The organism is Peribacillus sp. NPDC096622, from assembly GCF_044762665.1.
GTDB lineage: Bacteria > Bacillota > Bacilli > Bacillales > DSM-1321 > Peribacillus > Peribacillus frigoritolerans_B.
In genome coordinates, this window is sequence record NZ_JBIWES010000006.1 from 58,058 (window position 1) to 75,084 (window position 17,027).

17 protein-coding genes and 1 pseudogene are annotated in these 17,027 nt (G+C 40.2%); 15 read left to right on the top strand and 3 right to left on the bottom strand.

Annotation, left to right across the window (positions count from 1 at the left end; translation table 11 throughout):
* Position 1 precedes the first annotated feature (1 nt).
* Together ACIQYG_RS12985 and ACIQYG_RS12990 are read right to left on the bottom strand one after the other, a co-directional pair.
* Entirely contained in the window at positions 2–1,621 is a 1,620-nt protein-coding gene (locus tag ACIQYG_RS12985) for a GAF domain-containing sensor histidine kinase (RefSeq protein WP_402838594.1), read from the bottom strand.
* Positions 1,622–1,633: 12 nt separating this feature from the next.
* A complete protein-coding gene (locus ACIQYG_RS12990) occupies positions 1,634–2,782 on the bottom strand; it encodes an iron-containing alcohol dehydrogenase (protein WP_402838595.1) in 1,149 nt (382 codons plus the stop codon).
* Between the two features lie 271 nt (positions 2,783–3,053).
* Here ACIQYG_RS12990 and ACIQYG_RS12995 point away from each other — a divergent pair, with 271 nt between their 5' ends.
* The 11 genes and pseudogenes from ACIQYG_RS12995 (at position 3,054) to ACIQYG_RS13045 (ending at position 11,297) form a co-directional block, all read left to right on the top strand.
* On the top strand, positions 3,054–4,457 hold the full coding sequence (locus tag ACIQYG_RS12995; RefSeq protein ID WP_402838597.1) for a M28 family peptidase: 1,404 nt from the start codon (positions 3,054–3,056) through the stop codon (positions 4,455–4,457).
* A gap of 235 nt (positions 4,458–4,692) precedes the next feature.
* Complete coding sequence (locus ACIQYG_RS13000) at positions 4,693–5,118, top strand: DUF5082 domain-containing protein (protein ID WP_260398000.1); 426 nt, start codon at positions 4,693–4,695, stop codon at positions 5,116–5,118.
* The gene (locus tag ACIQYG_RS13005) at positions 5,118–5,408 is read left to right on the top strand and encodes a YwqI/YxiC family protein (RefSeq protein ID WP_098373749.1); all 291 of its coding nucleotides are present in this window, start codon (positions 5,118–5,120) and stop codon (positions 5,406–5,408) included. Before ACIQYG_RS13000 ends, ACIQYG_RS13005 begins: the two co-directional genes overlap by 1 nt.
* Positions 5,405–7,561: a T7SS effector LXG polymorphic toxin gene (locus tag ACIQYG_RS13010; protein WP_402838600.1), complete on the top strand. Its 2,157-nt coding sequence runs from the start codon at positions 5,405–5,407 to the stop codon at positions 7,559–7,561. Before ACIQYG_RS13005 ends, ACIQYG_RS13010 begins: the two co-directional genes overlap by 4 nt.
* 52 nt (positions 7,562–7,613) lie before the next feature.
* A complete protein-coding gene (locus ACIQYG_RS13015; protein ID WP_252279664.1) occupies positions 7,614–7,856 on the top strand; it encodes an Imm59 family immunity protein in 243 nt (80 codons plus the stop codon).
* 198 nt (positions 7,857–8,054) lie between these two features.
* On the top strand, positions 8,055–8,294 hold the full coding sequence (locus ACIQYG_RS13020) for a hypothetical protein (protein ID WP_402838603.1): 240 nt from the start codon (positions 8,055–8,057) through the stop codon (positions 8,292–8,294).
* Positions 8,295–8,611: 317 nt separating this feature from the next.
* Positions 8,612–9,632 (top strand): annotated as a pseudogene (locus ACIQYG_RS13025) (ADP-ribosylglycohydrolase family protein).
* A 148-nt stretch (positions 9,633–9,780) separates the two neighbouring features.
* Positions 9,781–10,170 (top strand): hypothetical protein, encoded by a 390-nt coding sequence (locus ACIQYG_RS13030; protein WP_402838605.1) that lies wholly within the window; start codon positions 9,781–9,783, stop codon positions 10,168–10,170.
* A gap of 107 nt (positions 10,171–10,277) precedes the next feature.
* Positions 10,278–10,553 (top strand): hypothetical protein, encoded by a 276-nt coding sequence (locus tag ACIQYG_RS13035; RefSeq protein ID WP_402838606.1) that lies wholly within the window; start codon positions 10,278–10,280, stop codon positions 10,551–10,553.
* A 233-nt stretch (positions 10,554–10,786) separates the two neighbouring features.
* The gene (locus ACIQYG_RS13040; protein ID WP_402838608.1) at positions 10,787–10,960 is read left to right on the top strand and encodes a hypothetical protein; all 174 of its coding nucleotides are present in this window, start codon (positions 10,787–10,789) and stop codon (positions 10,958–10,960) included.
* A gap of 145 nt (positions 10,961–11,105) precedes the next feature.
* Entirely contained in the window at positions 11,106–11,297 is a 192-nt protein-coding gene (locus tag ACIQYG_RS13045) for a hypothetical protein (protein WP_133351656.1), read from the top strand.
* A gap of 230 nt (positions 11,298–11,527) precedes the next feature.
* On the opposite strand, the gene ACIQYG_RS13050 is transcribed toward ACIQYG_RS13045, so the two are convergent.
* Complete coding sequence (locus ACIQYG_RS13050; protein WP_402838611.1) at positions 11,528–12,784, bottom strand: DUF445 domain-containing protein; 1,257 nt, start codon at positions 12,782–12,784, stop codon at positions 11,528–11,530.
* A gap of 302 nt (positions 12,785–13,086) precedes the next feature.
* Between ACIQYG_RS13050 and ACIQYG_RS13055 the strand changes: the two genes are divergently transcribed.
* The 4 genes from ACIQYG_RS13055 (at position 13,087) to ACIQYG_RS13070 (ending at position 17,020) form a co-directional block, all read left to right on the top strand.
* Positions 13,087–13,764, top strand: a complete 678-nt coding sequence (locus ACIQYG_RS13055) for a response regulator transcription factor (RefSeq protein ID WP_402838613.1) — start codon at positions 13,087–13,089, stop codon at positions 13,762–13,764.
* On the top strand, positions 13,761–15,140 hold the full coding sequence (locus ACIQYG_RS13060) for a sensor histidine kinase (RefSeq protein WP_402838615.1): 1,380 nt from the start codon (positions 13,761–13,763) through the stop codon (positions 15,138–15,140). The genes ACIQYG_RS13055 and ACIQYG_RS13060 overlap by 4 nt, the downstream gene beginning before the upstream one ends.
* A gap of 99 nt (positions 15,141–15,239) precedes the next feature.
* Positions 15,240–16,346, top strand: a complete 1,107-nt coding sequence (locus tag ACIQYG_RS13065; RefSeq protein ID WP_402838923.1) for an ABC transporter permease — start codon at positions 15,240–15,242, stop codon at positions 16,344–16,346.
* On the top strand, positions 16,343–17,020 hold the full coding sequence (locus ACIQYG_RS13070) for an ABC transporter ATP-binding protein (protein WP_402838617.1): 678 nt from the start codon (positions 16,343–16,345) through the stop codon (positions 17,018–17,020). The genes ACIQYG_RS13065 and ACIQYG_RS13070 overlap by 4 nt, the downstream gene beginning before the upstream one ends.
* The last annotated feature ends 7 nt before the right edge of the window (positions 17,021–17,027 follow it).

Here is a 17,027-nt window from a genome sequence, read left to right on the forward strand (position 1 = left end):
CTTATCGTCCCCTTTCCTCTTCTGCTTGTAAGGGAAGCCTCAGGAAAAAAGTGCTTCCTTGTCCTGGTGTGCTCAAAACGTCGATCTTTCCGCCATGGTCTTTGGCAATGCCAAGGCTTACAGACAGCCCCAAGCCTGTACCTTTTTCACGGTCTTTAGTCGTATGGAAGGGATGGAATATGAAGGGCAGGCGTTCTTTTTCAATCCCCGTTCCGTTATCAGTCACCTGAACCACCATGAACTTGTTTTCTGAATAGGTAGTGATTGCAATCGATTTTTCCGTTTGGGCGGACTCATCCAATGCGTCCTTGGCATTCAATAGCAAGTTGATGATGATCTGTTCTATCTGCGGCTGGCTGCCCTTTATGTAAGGAAGGTCTTCCTGAAGGGTAAGATGGAGGGAGATCTGCTTCTTCCCAAGCTGGAACTTCAAAAGGTTCAGGACCTGGTGAATGGCTTCGTTAATAGAGTAATAGTGGAATCTATACTCATCCTGCCTTGAGAAGGTAAGCAGGCTTTTAACTATTTGCCTGCATCGGTCCCCGCAAATCCTGATATCGTTCAATAGCATATAATCCAGATTGTCCTGAGGGGTTTTCCGCATTAAAATTTGCGAGTTACCTAGAATGGCCGTTAATGGGCTATTCAATTCATGGGCAATCCCTGCTGCCATTTCACCAATCGCCCCAAGTTTACCGGCATGCAATAGCTGGACTTCCATCTGTCTTCTTTCGGTGACATTTTTATAATAAGCAATGACCCCATATACTTGTTGCTCCTTATTCTGAATCGGGTAAGCATGCATTTCCAAGATGGTATCATGCTGAAGGAGAATTTCCTGAAACCCTGGCTTATTAAATGAAAAGGTATCTGTAATCAGATTTTGCGATTTTTCAATTAAAGGAACCAGCTCGGGAAAGTCCCTGGCTGAATCATTGGATTGATAAACCGTTCCTTTGTGATCGAAGACGATGATCATATCTTCAACTGCCTTGAATGTATCCTCCCACTCCTGTTTGGAATGAAGAACTTCCTTATAAAGCTGGGCATTCTCCAAAGTTAACGCAAGCTGGTTGGATAGTTGCTCAAGAAATTCGAGTTCATCTTCATGCCATGTTTTCTTTTTCTTCCTGCCGAAAGTCCAAATTCCGATTTTTTTACTTTTTCCGTATAAAGGGACTAATAGAAGTGATTCGATCTCAAGGGATAATAGACGTTCCTTTTCCGGGAAGTCCGGTAACTGGTTAACTTCCACCTGAATCGGCTGCTTTTCTTTCAGGGCGGATGAGAAGTCCTGAAAAGGGTGTAACAAGTTTTTGGAATCCATTTCAAGTTCGCAGTGACCATTAGGGCAGATGTGAAGCAGGGCAGGTTCTTCCTCATACAATATGACAAAATGACTGTCATCGAAGGTAATGAGCTGCTTAAGTTTTGCAATTACATTTCGGAGAATCTCTTGGATGTCGATGTCCATATTCATATTTTTTGTGATGTCATTCATGATTTCAAGCTGCATATTCTTCTTCTTCAGCTGATCCACGGTTTTCTTAAGTTCCGTATAATACGTTTTCTTTGAAGATTTAACGCCTGTCATTAAATCTATCATTTCAAGTTTGTTCATGCTTTTCACCTCTTAAAGGGCTGTAAGAAGCAGCTGATTAATCTGTTCCAATGACATATCACGAGGGTTTGTGATCATGCAGGCATCCTCAAGAGCGGTCATCCCTATCGAATCTATCATTTCTTTCGTAATGCCGACATCACTTAAACTCTTGGGAGCCCCTATATCCTGGGATAATTCCCTTACGAAGTGAATGGCTGCCATTCCTGCTTGCTGCTCGGTCAATGCCCGTGTATCGATGCCCATGATGCCTGCAATCTCGCTGAATCGCCTTGGTGAAGCAATTCGATTGAAATCCATGACATGGGGAAGGAGTATCGCATTGATTTCACCATGCGGAAGGAGGTACTTGCCGCCTATGGCATGTGAAATGGCATGGGCAGCTCCCAAAATGGCATTGGAAAAAGCCAGTCCAGCCTGCAGGCTCGCCATCGCCATCGCTTTTTTTGCTTCCTCATTATGCCTGGAGGCAACAGAGGGGCGTAAGTGGCGGGAAACGATGAAAAGCGCGTTTTTAGCTTGTACATCTGTCATTGGTGTGGCCGCGAGTGAAACATAGGATTCAATGGCGTGGGTCAAAACATCCATTCCCGTAGCTGCGGTCAAATCCGGTCCCAAGGTGGTCAAGGTACCAGGGTCGACTATTGCAATATCGGGGACGAGTGATTTTGAAATGATCGTCATTTTTTTCTCGCGGAATGAATCGACGATCACCGAAAACTGTGATACTTCCGAACCCGATCCTGCCGTGGTCATGATCATCACCATGGGCGGGAGGGGAGAGTGGACTTTATCAACACCTTCATAATCACTGATGATGCCGCCATTCGTTACTAAAAGGGCAACCCCTTTGGCGACATCCAAAGCACTGCCTCCGCCCAAACCGATGATGGCATCACATTCTTGTTCTTTAAATGCCAAACAGCCGGCTTCGATCTCCCTGTCCTTCGGATTGGTCGTCATTTCAATGAAGGTAGCAAAAGCAAGGCCTGCATCTTGGCAGGATTTAATGACTATATCTAACCAGCCGGCATTGGCCACCCCTGAGTCGCTTACTATCAGCGCCTTTTTGGCGCCCAGCCGCAAGCAGGCCTCGCCAGCTTGTTCAATCGAACCTTTTCCAAAAATCACTTCCGGCATCACGAATTTAGTTATCGACATCTTTGCGCCTTCTCCCTGTGAAAATTCTATCTCTTCTGTATTATTTTCCCGAAAAAGAGCGAAAATCCTGTTTGGTTTCCAGGTATTTTTATATAATATGACAAAATATCGATTGATAGAGAACTTTCGGCATGAGTCAAAACTCCCGATAACTTCTTTAATTTGTAAATTCGTTACTTTAGACATGCATGAATAGGGATAAACCTACCTAGTTAGTATTATCTATATATTGTAAAATTATGGAGAAATCTATTAAACTGGGAGGCAATCTATGAAAAAACAATTTCTATCTGTAACCTTGATCGCAGCATTGACACTCGGGACAGCCGGGACAACCACCGCTTTAGCAGCGCCACATTCATCGCCGGTGCTATCTGCACCATCCACGGACAAGCAAGTCATTAAAAGAATCGATGCCGATAAAATCTACAAGAATATTGAATACCTCTCACAAACACCTCGGGTGGCTGGTACGGATTCTGAGTATAAAGCCGTCCAATTCATCAAAAAGCAATTTCAATCTTATGGCTATAAAGCCGATATTGAAGAGTTCAAATTTTTATCTTATACAGACCCAAATCTGGTCGAGCTGTCCGTTGCTGGATTTGATGGGGAAATCCAAGCGAACCATTTAACCTATTCAGTTAATGGGGACCTATCCGGTGAAGTGGTATATGCCGGTTTAGGAACGAAGGAAGAGCTTGAGGAAACCGATGTTGCAGGGAAGATTGCCCTAATACAAAGAGGGAGCCTCACTTTTGCAGAGAAAGTATTGAATGCAGCGGAAAAAGGGGCATCGGGAGTCATCCTATTCAATAATGCAGATGGGGAATTAAACGGGACACTCGGAGAGGATAATGACAAGTATATTCCATCCGTCACGATCACCAAGAAGGATGGAGAAGCCCTTTTGGAAAAATTGAATGCTGGAGTCAAATTGACAGCATCATTAAAAATCGAAGGAGCCCATTCCGGAGAAAAAACCTCTTATAACGTAGTTTCAACTAAAAAAGCAACAAAGAACAATAAAGCAAAAAAGAGCGATATCATTTATATTACTGGACATCATGATTCCGTCGCGGGGGCACCCGGAGCGAATGATGATGCATCAGGAACATCCGTCACCCTTGAACTTGCACGTGTTCTGAAGAATCTTCCTACAGATACGGAAATTCGCTTCGTCACCTTTGGGGCAGAGGAAAATGGATTGTTGGGTTCACAGCATTATGTGAGCAATCTTCCTGATGATGATATCAAGCGGACCATTGCTAATTTCAATCTGGATATGGTGGGAAGCAGGGATGCCGGGGATTTGGTCATTTTGACTAATGATGGAGAAATGAACCTTGTAACCGAGCTGGCCCAGGCATCAAGTACAAGACTGAATGGCGAGCCGACTCCATATGGACAAGGCGGGAGAAGTGACCATGTATCCTTTGCTGAGGCAGGAATACCCGCTGCGTTATTCATCCACAGTCCTACAGAACCTTGGTATCATACACCTGATGATACCATTGATAAAATCTCAAAAGAAAAGCTTCAAGATGTAGCTGAAATTGTCGGCACCGCCGTCTATGACCAAGCTAAAATCGAAACTAAAAAACCTGATCTCAATCATAATAAAGGGAAAAAGGTGAAAGTACCGCATTTATTTAATGAAAAGGAATTCAGATAATGCAGTAAATATTTAGAGGGTGCAGCCTGCACCCTCTTTTTATGTTTAAAAATGGAAAAGAAGGGGTAATAAGTCTAATTCGGAATTGATGCCTATGGGAAGGATTCCCTAAATCGGTGGCATAAATAGCTTATTTATCCCTATTTAACTCTAAGACTATAATCCTTATAATAAAAATTATGAAAAATATGACAGTCTACATAATGAGAATAGTATGTTTGAGGTGATTTTTTAAGTGTATGCAAATTCATTGAGTGAAATTCACTCAGCCCTCTCCAGCAAAATGTCCGATGTGAATGAAAAAATCAATCGTTTGGAGCAGGCAAAAAGACAAATCAAAGACGAACAGAATGCTTGTCTGGGGGAAATTGCTAAAATTAAAAATCCGGATTTGGCAAAAAGCTGGACGGGAAACCGTGCAGAAGACTTTCAAGATGCCCGCAGTGATGCATATAAGGCAATGTCAACGATCATTCATGATGATTATGACGACTATCAAGAGAAAATCGACGGTAAAATCATGATGCTTAATATAGAAAAAAAGGCTCTGAGTGCAGCAGGAACCATAGCACATGAGGCGGATGTTCTTTTAGGTAAAGGGGAAGCCGTCATAGATCAATTGGAAAGCAAAATATCATATTTAAAAGGGTGGTTGTTTTAATGACGACGATCAAACTGAATCATCCTGCCGTAACGAAACAAGTCGATCAGGTGAAGACGGCACTTGGTACAGTCACGCTTGGAAATTTGCCGGCAGGCGAGCTTGGCAACAATAAATTGGAATTCACTTCGAAATGGATCGACCGGGAAACGAACCTGGAGAAGGTCTTTGAACAATATATCAAAATCGTCCAGAAAAATGTGGAAGATACCCGTGCCAACATTGACTTATTAAAAGAACAGGATGAAGCCATCGCCCATGCGTCTTCACATGGGTATCCTACGCGATGAAAATATATGAAGCCGAGACATTGACGGCCGCAACCAAGTCGCGTGCCAAGCAATATGAAGAACTAAAGAAGGAAGTCTCAGCCCTGAAAAAGGAATTTCAGGGCATTGTCGGCCTGGATAACGAGTTTCAGGGAGCCGGTGCTACCGCTATCAAAAGCTTCTATGAAGCGCAAATTGAGGTGGCGGACGCCTGGATGGAACTATTCACGACCCAGATCAGTTTTTTGGAAGGCATTCCGGCCAGTCTGGAAGAGGCGGACCTCTCCGGAAATACGGTGGTCGAAGTTCCCTTTTTAGATGGCGAAGTCTCAAACGGCATCAACCAAGCGAAGTCGCTTGTCGATCAACAAGCGAACGATCTTCAAAGGATCCTCGACAGCATTGACGATATTCTGCCTCTTGATATGTTCGACCAAAAGGACTTTAATGAAAAAATCACGCTGGCCGGGCATAGACTGGATGACACCGTGACAAAGGTCGAGAATGTGGACAGGCAATTGGTCGAGGAATATGATGTGTCCATTGGGCAGGAAAACGTGGCCGTTGGCCTCTTCCGTGCCTTGCTTGATGCCACCAAACAGGATGGAAACGTTTCGCCGATGACATTCAATCAATCGGCCTTCAAGAGCAGTGACGTCTATCAAGTGAAGGATGAAGTCGCAAGTCAGATGAAAGACTATCAGACCTTCAAAAAGCAGCAAGCCGAAGCCCGGAAAATCGAACAGGAAATGGAAGAACTCGAAAACCGCCCATGGTACGAAAAAGCCTGGGATACGACAAAAACCTTTACAGGGGAATTCACGGGTTATTATGATTCAATCAGGGCCTCGACCGGAGTCGATCCAGTAACAGGGCGCAAGCTGTCCGATGCTGAACGAATCGCCGCCGGCGCCATGGCAGCCGCTGGATTCATCCCCGTCGTCGGCTGGGCCGGCCGGGCCATCAAAGGCGGCAGCGCCATCTACAAAACCGCCAAAGGGCTCAACGCAGCGAACCACGCGCTCGATGCCTATAAAACGACAAAAGGCTTTAGCCTCCTCCAGAAAACCGAATACGGAATATACGGACTCCTCGCAGCCAACGGCCTCGGCGAAGCGGCCACAGGAAAAGACATGTTCGGCAACCAGCTAACCGAGGAACAGCGCCAGAACGGGCTGTTAATGGCACTCGGAATCGGCGGTGTGGCAGGTGCCGCCAAGGTCGCTGATAAAGTAGCGAGTGGTACAAAGTTCATCCCTTACAGCAAAGAATTTGCGCAAAAGCAGGTTCAGAAGGTTCAAGCTACAATAACAGATATAGCGAGATCAGGAAAAAACACGTTAAAAAATATAGGTGAAGAAATCGGTACAAAAGAAATCCCTAAACGGATAAGTATGGAACAAGTATCCCTTGCAGGAGGACGAACCCTTCGCCAAGTTATGCTGGAAAAACAGACAATTAAGGAAGCCTATCAGAAATTCACGGTGAAGGATAGCAAAGTAGAGGGTGTTTCTGGGGAGAGTATTTCTAAGGATACGGTTAAACATGTAGAAAACTTATTAAAGAAATCGACATGCAATTCAGTTGAGCTTAAAACTTATCTCATGAAAATAGATGAATACAAAGGAACAAATTATGCTGACGAATTTGAATCATTTGGTAAGTGGCCTGAGGACATCCAGATACCCAAAGAGTCTAGCATACTGAATGCAGATGGTTCAATTAATTGGTCAGAAGTTCCTCAAGGTGGATATGTGCTTGATAAGAATGGAAATGCAATAAAAGAAGAATTTATACCTAAATTAGGGGGAATTATTGATAGGTACGGGCCACCAAATGGTAGATATACCTCACCAGTTATGGATGGAAAACCGTATGAATATGTACAGAGGTCCTTGCCTTATGTTGAGGATGCGACGAAATATCATCAGTACAAAGTAATAGGGGATTTTTCAAGATTAAAAGAGTATGTTATGAATTGTACGGATAGAGAATTAAAGATGAAAGTAGAAGCTCAAATTGAAAGGTACTACAATGGAGATTACAGCAAAGTTATAACCCAAAAAGGAGGAATTGCAGAAGGTTTTGGGTCACCAGGAGGTGGAATACAATATGAACTTCCTTTACCTGTAGAATGGCTTGAGGGGTTAGGGATGTTAAAAGAAATTAAGTAATCAATTCAAAAAGATATTTTTCTATTTATTTAAATTAAAGGAGATTAAACAAATGACACAACAGGAAGCAAAAGAAATTATCGAGCAAGAGAAATTAAAAAGATACAATTGGTTTAATGAACATCCACAAAGAGAAAATGAGGTAGGAATTAGAGTTGATGGTGATCAATGGGTAGTATATGTAACAGATGAAAGGGCTAGTGTGGTTACAGGTTCTATTACAGAATTTAATAATGAAAGTGATGCTTTAGAAAACTTTATAAAAAGATTAAGATTAGAAAAAATATTGTTTTAGTATCATATGATAGTATTTATGTGTTTAAAATGTGGTTACCCAGTGCCGAATAAACCATCTTTCAAACCTAAAACACATAATCCAAGGAACGCATATTTTTTAAAAAATTGTTTTACCGCACCTTCAAATGCTTGAACTTTTTTTAACCTAAATAATAATGGTCAAGCTGAGGAATTTGTCCAATGGGGTAGTGGTAAAATGACACGAAGTGAATATGAAAATAAGATAAAAGAGTTAGGTGTAGATTTACAAGAACTCAATATTGTTATTGGAAAAAAAACTAATGTACCAATTTCAACAGGTTGTTACTTTGAAGATGGAAATTGGATATTGTATAATGTGGATGAAAGACAAAATTTTTCAATTATTGAAAAGGGTAACGAGGATCGAATTTTCAAGTTTTTATTTATGATAACGATGGGGAAAATAGGGAAGTAGAATTATTGGAGATAAACCAGTTGATTTGAAAACCAGACTACTTAACCAATGCACCAAAAACCATTGCAAGCCGTGGTAACATAGTTAAGAATATCGAAAATGAAAACCGTATTTTGCTAGAATAAAATGAAACCTTGAGTGGCTAAAGCCATTCAAGGTTTTTTTATAAAAGGAAAAAAAACTAAAGTAATTTTGTGGTATAGGTATTAGTGTATATAAAACCAAAGTGTTACCTTAATCAATCCGTAGTACATTGAATTGAGCAAGGAGTACAGAAGCAGACAAAATAGTACTTAAATAAAAAGTAGGTGTAAAGAATGGCAGGCAGAAGAATGGTAGACAGATGGGAAGACGATAGTAAAAGTTTTTTGAGATATAATCTAAAAAAAAGAATGTTACCAAGTCTGTATGGCGGTATTGTTGGAGACTTGCTTGGTGTCCCAGTTGAATTTAAAAAAAGAGGGACTTTCACTATTAATGATATAACGGGATATGGAACCTATAATCAGCCGCCAGGCACTTGGTCGGATGATACTTCATTAACTTTATGTTTAATTGAAAACTTAATTGAAAAAGGCGATTCAGCGGAGCTCATGCAAAAATTCGTTCAGTATATGGAATCTGGCTATTGGACACCACATCATGAAATGTTCGATATTGGCAGAACAACCAGTGAAGCCATAACCAAGTTTAGAAATGGATCCCCGGCACCAGAATGTGGCGGAAATGCCATGTTTGATAATGGGAATGGGGCGTTGATGAGGATCGCTCCCGTGGCATTTATCCTTTTTAATAACTTTAATTTCATTGAAAAAATCCAAACCATTAAAAAATATACGGAAGTTACACATTCTCATCCGCGTTCTGTGGTAGGTTCCATTATTTATGTCGAGTTTTTACTTAGACTTTATTATAATAATTCTCCTGAAGTTTCAAAAAGGGAAATAAAAGAACTTTTTGATGAGAATTTTGATAAAGATCATATATACCAAAGAGCTGCAATTCTATTCAAGGATTTTTGAGGAAGATTTCTTTTCATTACCACATGAAGAAATTCAGTCAGATGGTTATGTCGTTCATACGTTGGAAGCAGCCATTTGGTGCTTAGGAAATTCAAATTCGTTTAGCGATGCCGTTTTAAAAGCAGTGAATCTAGGGGATGATACGGATACAGTAGGTGCCATTACAGGGACAATGGCAGGTATGTACTATAAAATGGACGACATTCCTAAAGAATGGCTTGAGAAAATCACAAGAAAAGAAGATATTGATAAATTAATTGAGCAATTCCATAGATTTTGTGCAGATAAAGCAATTAAAGAACAATATGGGGATTGAAGTAAAACCCCTCATATAAACATAAGAAACGCCCTATAAAAGTCCTTTATAGGGTTTTTTTATGTTCTGAGGACAGATTATGCTATGTTAAAAGGGAAGCGAAGCAGTTTATTATTGGTGATGGAAAATTAAATAATGGAGTGGGAAAATGATAAGAAAAGGTGAGTATACGATCTATAATGGGAGAGAGTATAGATTCATAGAGTCTGATACAGTGGAAGCTATTGAATTAATTAGCAATGATAAAAAAGATATGGACAATGGCTTTACTTATTACAAAAATAATATTTACACGAAAATGGTAGGTGTAAGTGAAGTTAAAGAATTATATTCTATTAATCCCTATGCTGTATATAAGGGAGAGGTGTTTCCAGCATCTGAAGAAAAAAGAACTGGAAATGTATTGTTGGCTACAACAAACACTAAACTTGCTAAAAGGATGGGGTTTGAACGGACAGATAAATATATGTACTCCAAATCTGTGGAATGGGATGAAGTGAAAATAATCGAGGAGAGGAAACCTTATTCATTAGATTAATTTCTTCATTTCAAACGCGATTATATTTATTGTACTATCCCCTCTAATGAGCTTTGGAACTGTTTTGTTAAGGGTCTCCTTTATAGGCGAGTAGATAGGAAGATGAAATGGATAAGAAAAAGCAGTTAATCGATCAATTAAAAGTTGAAATAAATAATCTTGAAAAAGATTATAGTAATGAAATTACTAGCGGCGTTTTTCAACTTATATATATTAGATATAAGAATGCATTGGATGTAATGGAGTGTAATGAAGATATAAGGGAATTAAATATTATTGGCGGCGTAAGGGCTTATATGGATAGTTTTAATGACTATCAAAATCCGTTATTAGGAGAATTACATAAAGCTGAAAAATTAAATAGAGAATTATTCCATGCTTGATAAAGTTTGAAAATGGAGGAACCTATGATAAGAAAAGGAAAGTATGCAATACATAATGGTAGCGAGTATAGTGTTAGTCTACTGAAAGATAAGCTATAAGGTTAATAAGTAATAAATATGCTGATCTAACTCAAGGTTTCAAACATTTAGATGAAAATATCTATATAAAAAATGTTTCTGTAGAAGAGGTAGATTTATTTAAGATAAATTCAAAGGCAGTATATAAGGGAGAGATGTTTTCAGCTTCTGAAGAAAGAAAAACCGGAAAAGTATTGTTGGATACAACAAACACTGAACTTGCTAAAAAGATCGGGTTTGAACGAACAGATAAATTTATGTACTCAAAATCTGTGGAATGGGATGAAGTGGAGATAATCGAAGAAAGGAAACCTTATACATTAGATTAATTTCCTGATTTAAAGCGCCTACATAAAGTAAAAGCGGTTATTTCTTCAAAAAAGTGGGTATTAAGAATTAAGCGGTCTTTCATTTAATATCTAGCACTAAGTTTTCTTTATGTTGAATAAGGAGAATTTGGTGGGAGGTGATTAAATGAGGAAAGCCTATGGTATAAAAAGTTTGATGATCTACCTTGAGTCGGTAAATTATCCAATTACTGAAGAGGAAATCAATGATCTAATATTAAATAAAAAGATACCCCACCTCAGACCCATCGATAATTTGTTGATTTTTAATTTAGATCATATTGATGGCTGGCTTAGTGATCAGCATTTCAAACCTTAGTTAATTGAAGCCCCGCTTTGAGTGGGGCTTTGATTAATATGTTGTACCTGTAATCTAAGTCTATTGATGCAAACACGTGAATATGAAAATGGGAAGGCTAGCCGAGGTGTTTCATGAAAACCTTGGCTGGCCTTTTGTTTATCCCTACATTTTCAGAAAAACGAATCAGCGCCAGTTGATTTAGTAACAACAGTATAATGCCTTTACCAAACCGGCCGAAGGTGCCTGGATTATAACAGCTTAAGCAGAGCCTGTACACCTGTTAGGATAAGCCCTATGATAAAACCACAGACCGCCCCGTTCACCCGAATCCATTGTAAGTCTTTTCCTACACCATTTTCCATCATATCAATCAGCGTTTCATTGTCTAGCTTATCTAAGTTTTCTTGTACAAGATTGCCGATTTGCGTATGATTTTTTTCAATGAGAACAGTAATTTGTTTCTGTATCCAGTTATCGATGTGGATGCTATTTTCCTTAATATTGTCCAGTATATGATGAATCAGTGGCGTAAGGTAAGTATCCATGAAATGTTCATCTTCGACGAAATCCAATGCTTCTTGTTGAATTTGTTTTAGGCTTCCCTCTATTGTCGCCTCAGGCTCCCATTTTGTCAGAAGTTGATTTTTCCATTTTTCAACTCCTTCCAACAGTTCCCGGTTATGGTTAATGCCTTGTATCTCTTTCCGGATATATAAGATTAAAGCTTCTCTATTTGGTTCTTTCTCGTTTTGTAAATTATTTACGACACTTAATAACAGATTTTGGATGATATTCCCAAGTTTCTCTTCGTTAAGTAGACTTTGAATGGATTTAACGGCAAACTGAAGCATACCTTCCAGTTCAATCTTGCTGAGTACATCCATGGAAACAGTGCCAAGTCGATGACTGGTTTCTTTTTTCCCTAACCAATCTTCCGCTTTTTTCAAAACATGATCCAAAGCCTTCTTATCAAACTCTTCGTTAAGTAACTCTGAACTTACTAAATGCAGAATCTTGTCCATGTCTATGTTAGAAAGTGATGCTTTAATTTTTTTTGTAACGAAAGGTGTAACCTTTTCTATATCTATATAACCAATCATTTGCTTGATCAGTTTAATCAGGACTTTTCTAAAAGTATCACTTTGAATCTCTTTTACTAAAATAGGGATCAATTTTTCAGTAAAAGGAATATGTTTTACTTTGTCCTGAATGCTTTCCTTAGAAAGCCAGTCGTTTTTTAGCATCGAAACAAGTGCATTTGTCATTCTTTTACGATTGTTGGGCAAAAGCGCTGTATGGGGGATTGGTAAACCAAGTGGATGGCGGAATAATGCAGTGACTGCAAACCAATCTGCCAATCCGCCGACTAAACCAGCCTCAAACCCTCCATGTAATAAATCCAGCGGCAACGTACCTTGAAATGGAGTGGTTGCAATATAACCCGCCCCCATGATAATTAGTGAATATCTAGCTATTTTTCTTGACGATTTTATTTTTGGTGACATTATATTCTCTCATCCTTAAAATTCATCTATATGTTTAATGCCTTACTTTTATCTAGTAGTAGTATAGCAGGTAGTTCAAAAAAATACTCCCAACAAAGACAGTAAGTTCATTTATTGGGGAATGGGAAAATCACTTATTAAGTGATGAAACTTTAAAAAATGCATTTCAATATGAATCGAAATTATTGGAAAGCTAATTTATAAGGAACCGGAAAATGAATTAGATTTGTTGTTTTACAGGTTTAATTATTGCTATTGTATGTTTAGCCAGAGCCTATAAAAGAAGTGGAGATGTGGTTTCTTTGATACATATTTTAATTGCGGATGATGATCGGCATATTCGGGAGTTGCTTAAATTCCACTTGGAAAAGGAAGGGTACATGGTATCGGAAGCGAAGGACGGGAATGAAGCTTCCTTGCTACTGGAGAAGGAACGGATCCATCTGGCTGTTGTCGATATTATGATGCCGTATAAAAACGGACTGGATCTTTGTAAGGAAATCCGCGATCAATATGATCTGCCGGTCATTTTATTGACAGCTAAAGATCAACTAATCGATAAGGAAAAGGGCTATTTTGCGGGTACGGATGATTACCTCGTAAAGCCGTTTGAGCCAAGGGAACTATTATTTCGGATAAAAGCGCTATTGCGAAGGTACCGTATGGTGAATTCTGAATCCATCTCATTGAATCAAACGGTGATTGACCGTAAAAGTTACGAAGTGCGAATAAAGGGGAATACGCTGCTCCTGCCGCTTAAGGAATTTGAGCTGCTGGCTCAGCTGGGGAGTTTTCCTGATCATGTTTTTACGCGTGAGCAGCTTATCGAACTTGTGTGGGGTGCTGACTTTGCAGGGGATGATCGAACGGTTGATGTCCATATTAAACGGTTAAGGGAACGTTTTGCCGGGCGGACCGATGATTTTGTTATAACGACTGTCCGTGGCTTAGGTTATAAACTGGAGGTCAACAAGAAGTGAAAACACTCTATTTCAGGATAGTTATTCAAACCATTTTGATCATGGTGCTTGCCAGTGTCATCGCTTTTTTAATTTCCAATGTTTATTATCACCAGGTTCAAAAACCCTACAATGGTGAGAAGATAAGCAAAGTCGCAAGTGAGATCGTCTCCTTATATGAGGAGAATCCTGATCAGGATATTGATGCGTATTTAAACCATGTTGCAGGATTGCACTATCAAATGTATCTATTTAATGAGCAAGGTGAAGGAACTTTATATGGTGAGCCGTTTCGGGATACGAGCTTGGATCGCGACACGATTTCCGGAGTTTTGAATGGGAAGACCTATCAAGGGATCACCAATTATAATAATGGGTTATTTATTACGGGGTTTTTTGAAGATGTATTAATTAATAGCATTGGGGTCCCGATGAAAGTGAATGGCGAAAAGCATGCATTGTTTGTAAGGCCGAATATAGAGCTGCAGTTTGGCGAATTTCGCTTTTTCCTTGCAGTTTTGCTTGTACTGACGCTCCTTCTCAGTTTTTTATTTGTGATCATTAACACGCGTTTCATCGTTAAGCCGATTACGAAATTAACGGAGGCTACAAAAAGAATCGCCGATGGGGATTATAGTAGTGAATTGAATGTCTCCCGAAGCGATGAAATAGGGGACTTGGCACAGCATTTCTCGAAAATGACTCAAAGCATACAGCGGTTGGATGATATGAGGCAGGAGTTCGTATCGAATGTATCTCACGAAATTCAATCTCCGCTTGCATCGATCCAAGGTTTTTCCCAAACCCTTCAATCGGAGGAATTAACAAAAGAACAAAGAAATCAGTACTTGTCCATCATTGAAAAAGAAAGCAGGCGCATGTCGTCGTTAAGCAAACAGCTGCTCATGCTTGCTTCGTTGGATAAAGTAGATGAACCGCTGCAGCGGTCAAAGTTTGATTTAGCGCAGCAAATCCGGCAGGTGTTGTTCATGCTGGAATGGAATTGGCGGGAAAAGGATATGGTGATCGAAATGGATTTGCCGTCAACCGTCATTTCTGCAGATGAAAAACTGTTAAATCAAGTTTGGACGAATTTGATAACCAACGGCATTAAATACTCGGAAAGCGGCAGTTCAATCGATATTCGGATTAAAAGAATAGGCAGTACTGTTGAAGTGATGATCGCGGATACGGGCATCGGAATTCCAGAAGAAGACCTCCCTTATATCCTTGATCGCTTTTATAAAGTCGACAAAGTGAGGAATAGGAGTGAAACCGGAAGCGGATTAGGACTTTCGATTACGAAGAAGACGGTTGAACTTCATGGGGGAACGATTGAAGTTCAAAGCGAACTTGGTAAAGGGACCACTTTTTATGTACGGATGCCCCTTATGTAATCAGTTGTTCATCTTCCATTCATATTGATTGTTTACAATCTGGTCATACCGATTCAAGCAGAACTTGATCGGTAAACAAAAGGAATGGGAGATGAAATGATGTTTTTGGCAATACGTGAACTAAAGCATTCAAAATTACGTTATCTGCTGATTGGACTGATCATGGTATTGGTCGCTTTGCTTGTCTTTATCATTTCAGGATTAGCTAATGGACTTTCTTCAGATAATGCTTCATCCATACAAAACATGAAGGCCGACTATTTCGTTATGGAGCATGACTCTAAAAATAAATTGAACCGATCGATCATATCGATGGAAAAGCTGGATGAAATCCGAGCTTCATCGGATGTTAAAGCAGCCGAAGGACTTGGGCAAATGATGATCACATTGAATAAAGTCGGTTCTTCGGAGAAAACGGATGTCACGATTTTTGCGACTGATGCCAGTGGGATTTTAGCACCGAAGCTCATAGAAGGAACGAGCTATGACAATAAGAAACAAGGCGAAGTCGTTGCAGATCGTTCTTTAAAAGAAGTCGGTTATAAATTGGGTGATTCACTTAAAGATGACCTATCTGGTAAGGTTTTTACCATTGTTGGTTTTACTGAAAAGCAGTCTTATAGCCATTCACCTGTAGTGTACATGAATGTTAAGGGGTGGCAGGAGATTAATCCTGGATTGAAAAATCACGGAAAAGACTCAATCAGCACAATAGCCTTGCAAATGGATTCGAAGTCAGAAGAGAATGTACGTGAATCATTGCCTGAAGGACTAACGCTCATTTCGAAAGAAGAATCACTTCAGAGTATACCAGGGTTCAAAGAGGAACAGGGTACGTTGACGATGATGATTGCCTTCTTGTTTGTCATCGCAGCTTTCGTTTTGGCTGTATTCTTTTATGTGATTACCTTGCAGAAGACGAATCAATTTGGAGTCCTTAAAGCACTTGGGGCCAATACTGGCTACCTGGCAAAAAGTATCGTTGGTCAAGTATTGCTGCTTGCCGTGACATGCATAACCATCAGTGTTGCCCTGACATATGGCGTCACTTTAATCATGCCAGAAGGAATGCCATTTGAATTGAGTACCGATTTGGTCGTTAAATATTCCGTGTTACTTTTGGCTGTATCCGTATTGGGTTCGCTGCTATCACTATACCGAGTAGCGAAGATAGATGCGATCGAAGCAATAGGGAGGGTATCATGATGGGGGATAAACTATCATTTGAAAACGTCAGTAAGATTTATGGGGAAGGCGATAATAAGGTTATAGCCCTTGATGATATTTCCCTGAATGTGAGAGCGGGGGAATTCGTCGCCATCGTGGGTCCTTCAGGCTCAGGAAAAAGTACTTTCCTTTCAATAGCAGGTGCGTTACTAACCCCGAGCAAAGGCCGCCTACGGCTGAATGGCGAGGATATTACAACACTATCCCCAAAAGAATTGACTCGAGTGCGCCTTGAAAAGATCGGGTTTGTATTCCAATCGTCGAATCTTGTGCCATATCTCTCCGTACGAGATCAGCTTCTGCTACTTTCTGAACTGATTGGCAAGCGAGATAAAACAACTGTTAAAAAAGCGGACGAATTGCTTAGCCACCTCGGACTTGGACACCGGGCTGGCCACTTTCCGGAAGCACTGTCGGGCGGTGAACGGCAGCGTGTAGCCATCGCCCGTTCGCTGATGAATGATCCAGAAATCATTTTAGCGGATGAACCGACCGCAAGTCTTGATTCCAAAAGAGGCAGGGATGTTGTTGAAATGCTTGCAAATGAAGTGAAATCAAGAAATAAAGCAGCCATCATGGTGACGCACGATGAAAGAATGTTGGATTTATGTGATCGAGTGGTCAATATTACGGATGGCAAGGTATTTGGATGAAGTTATA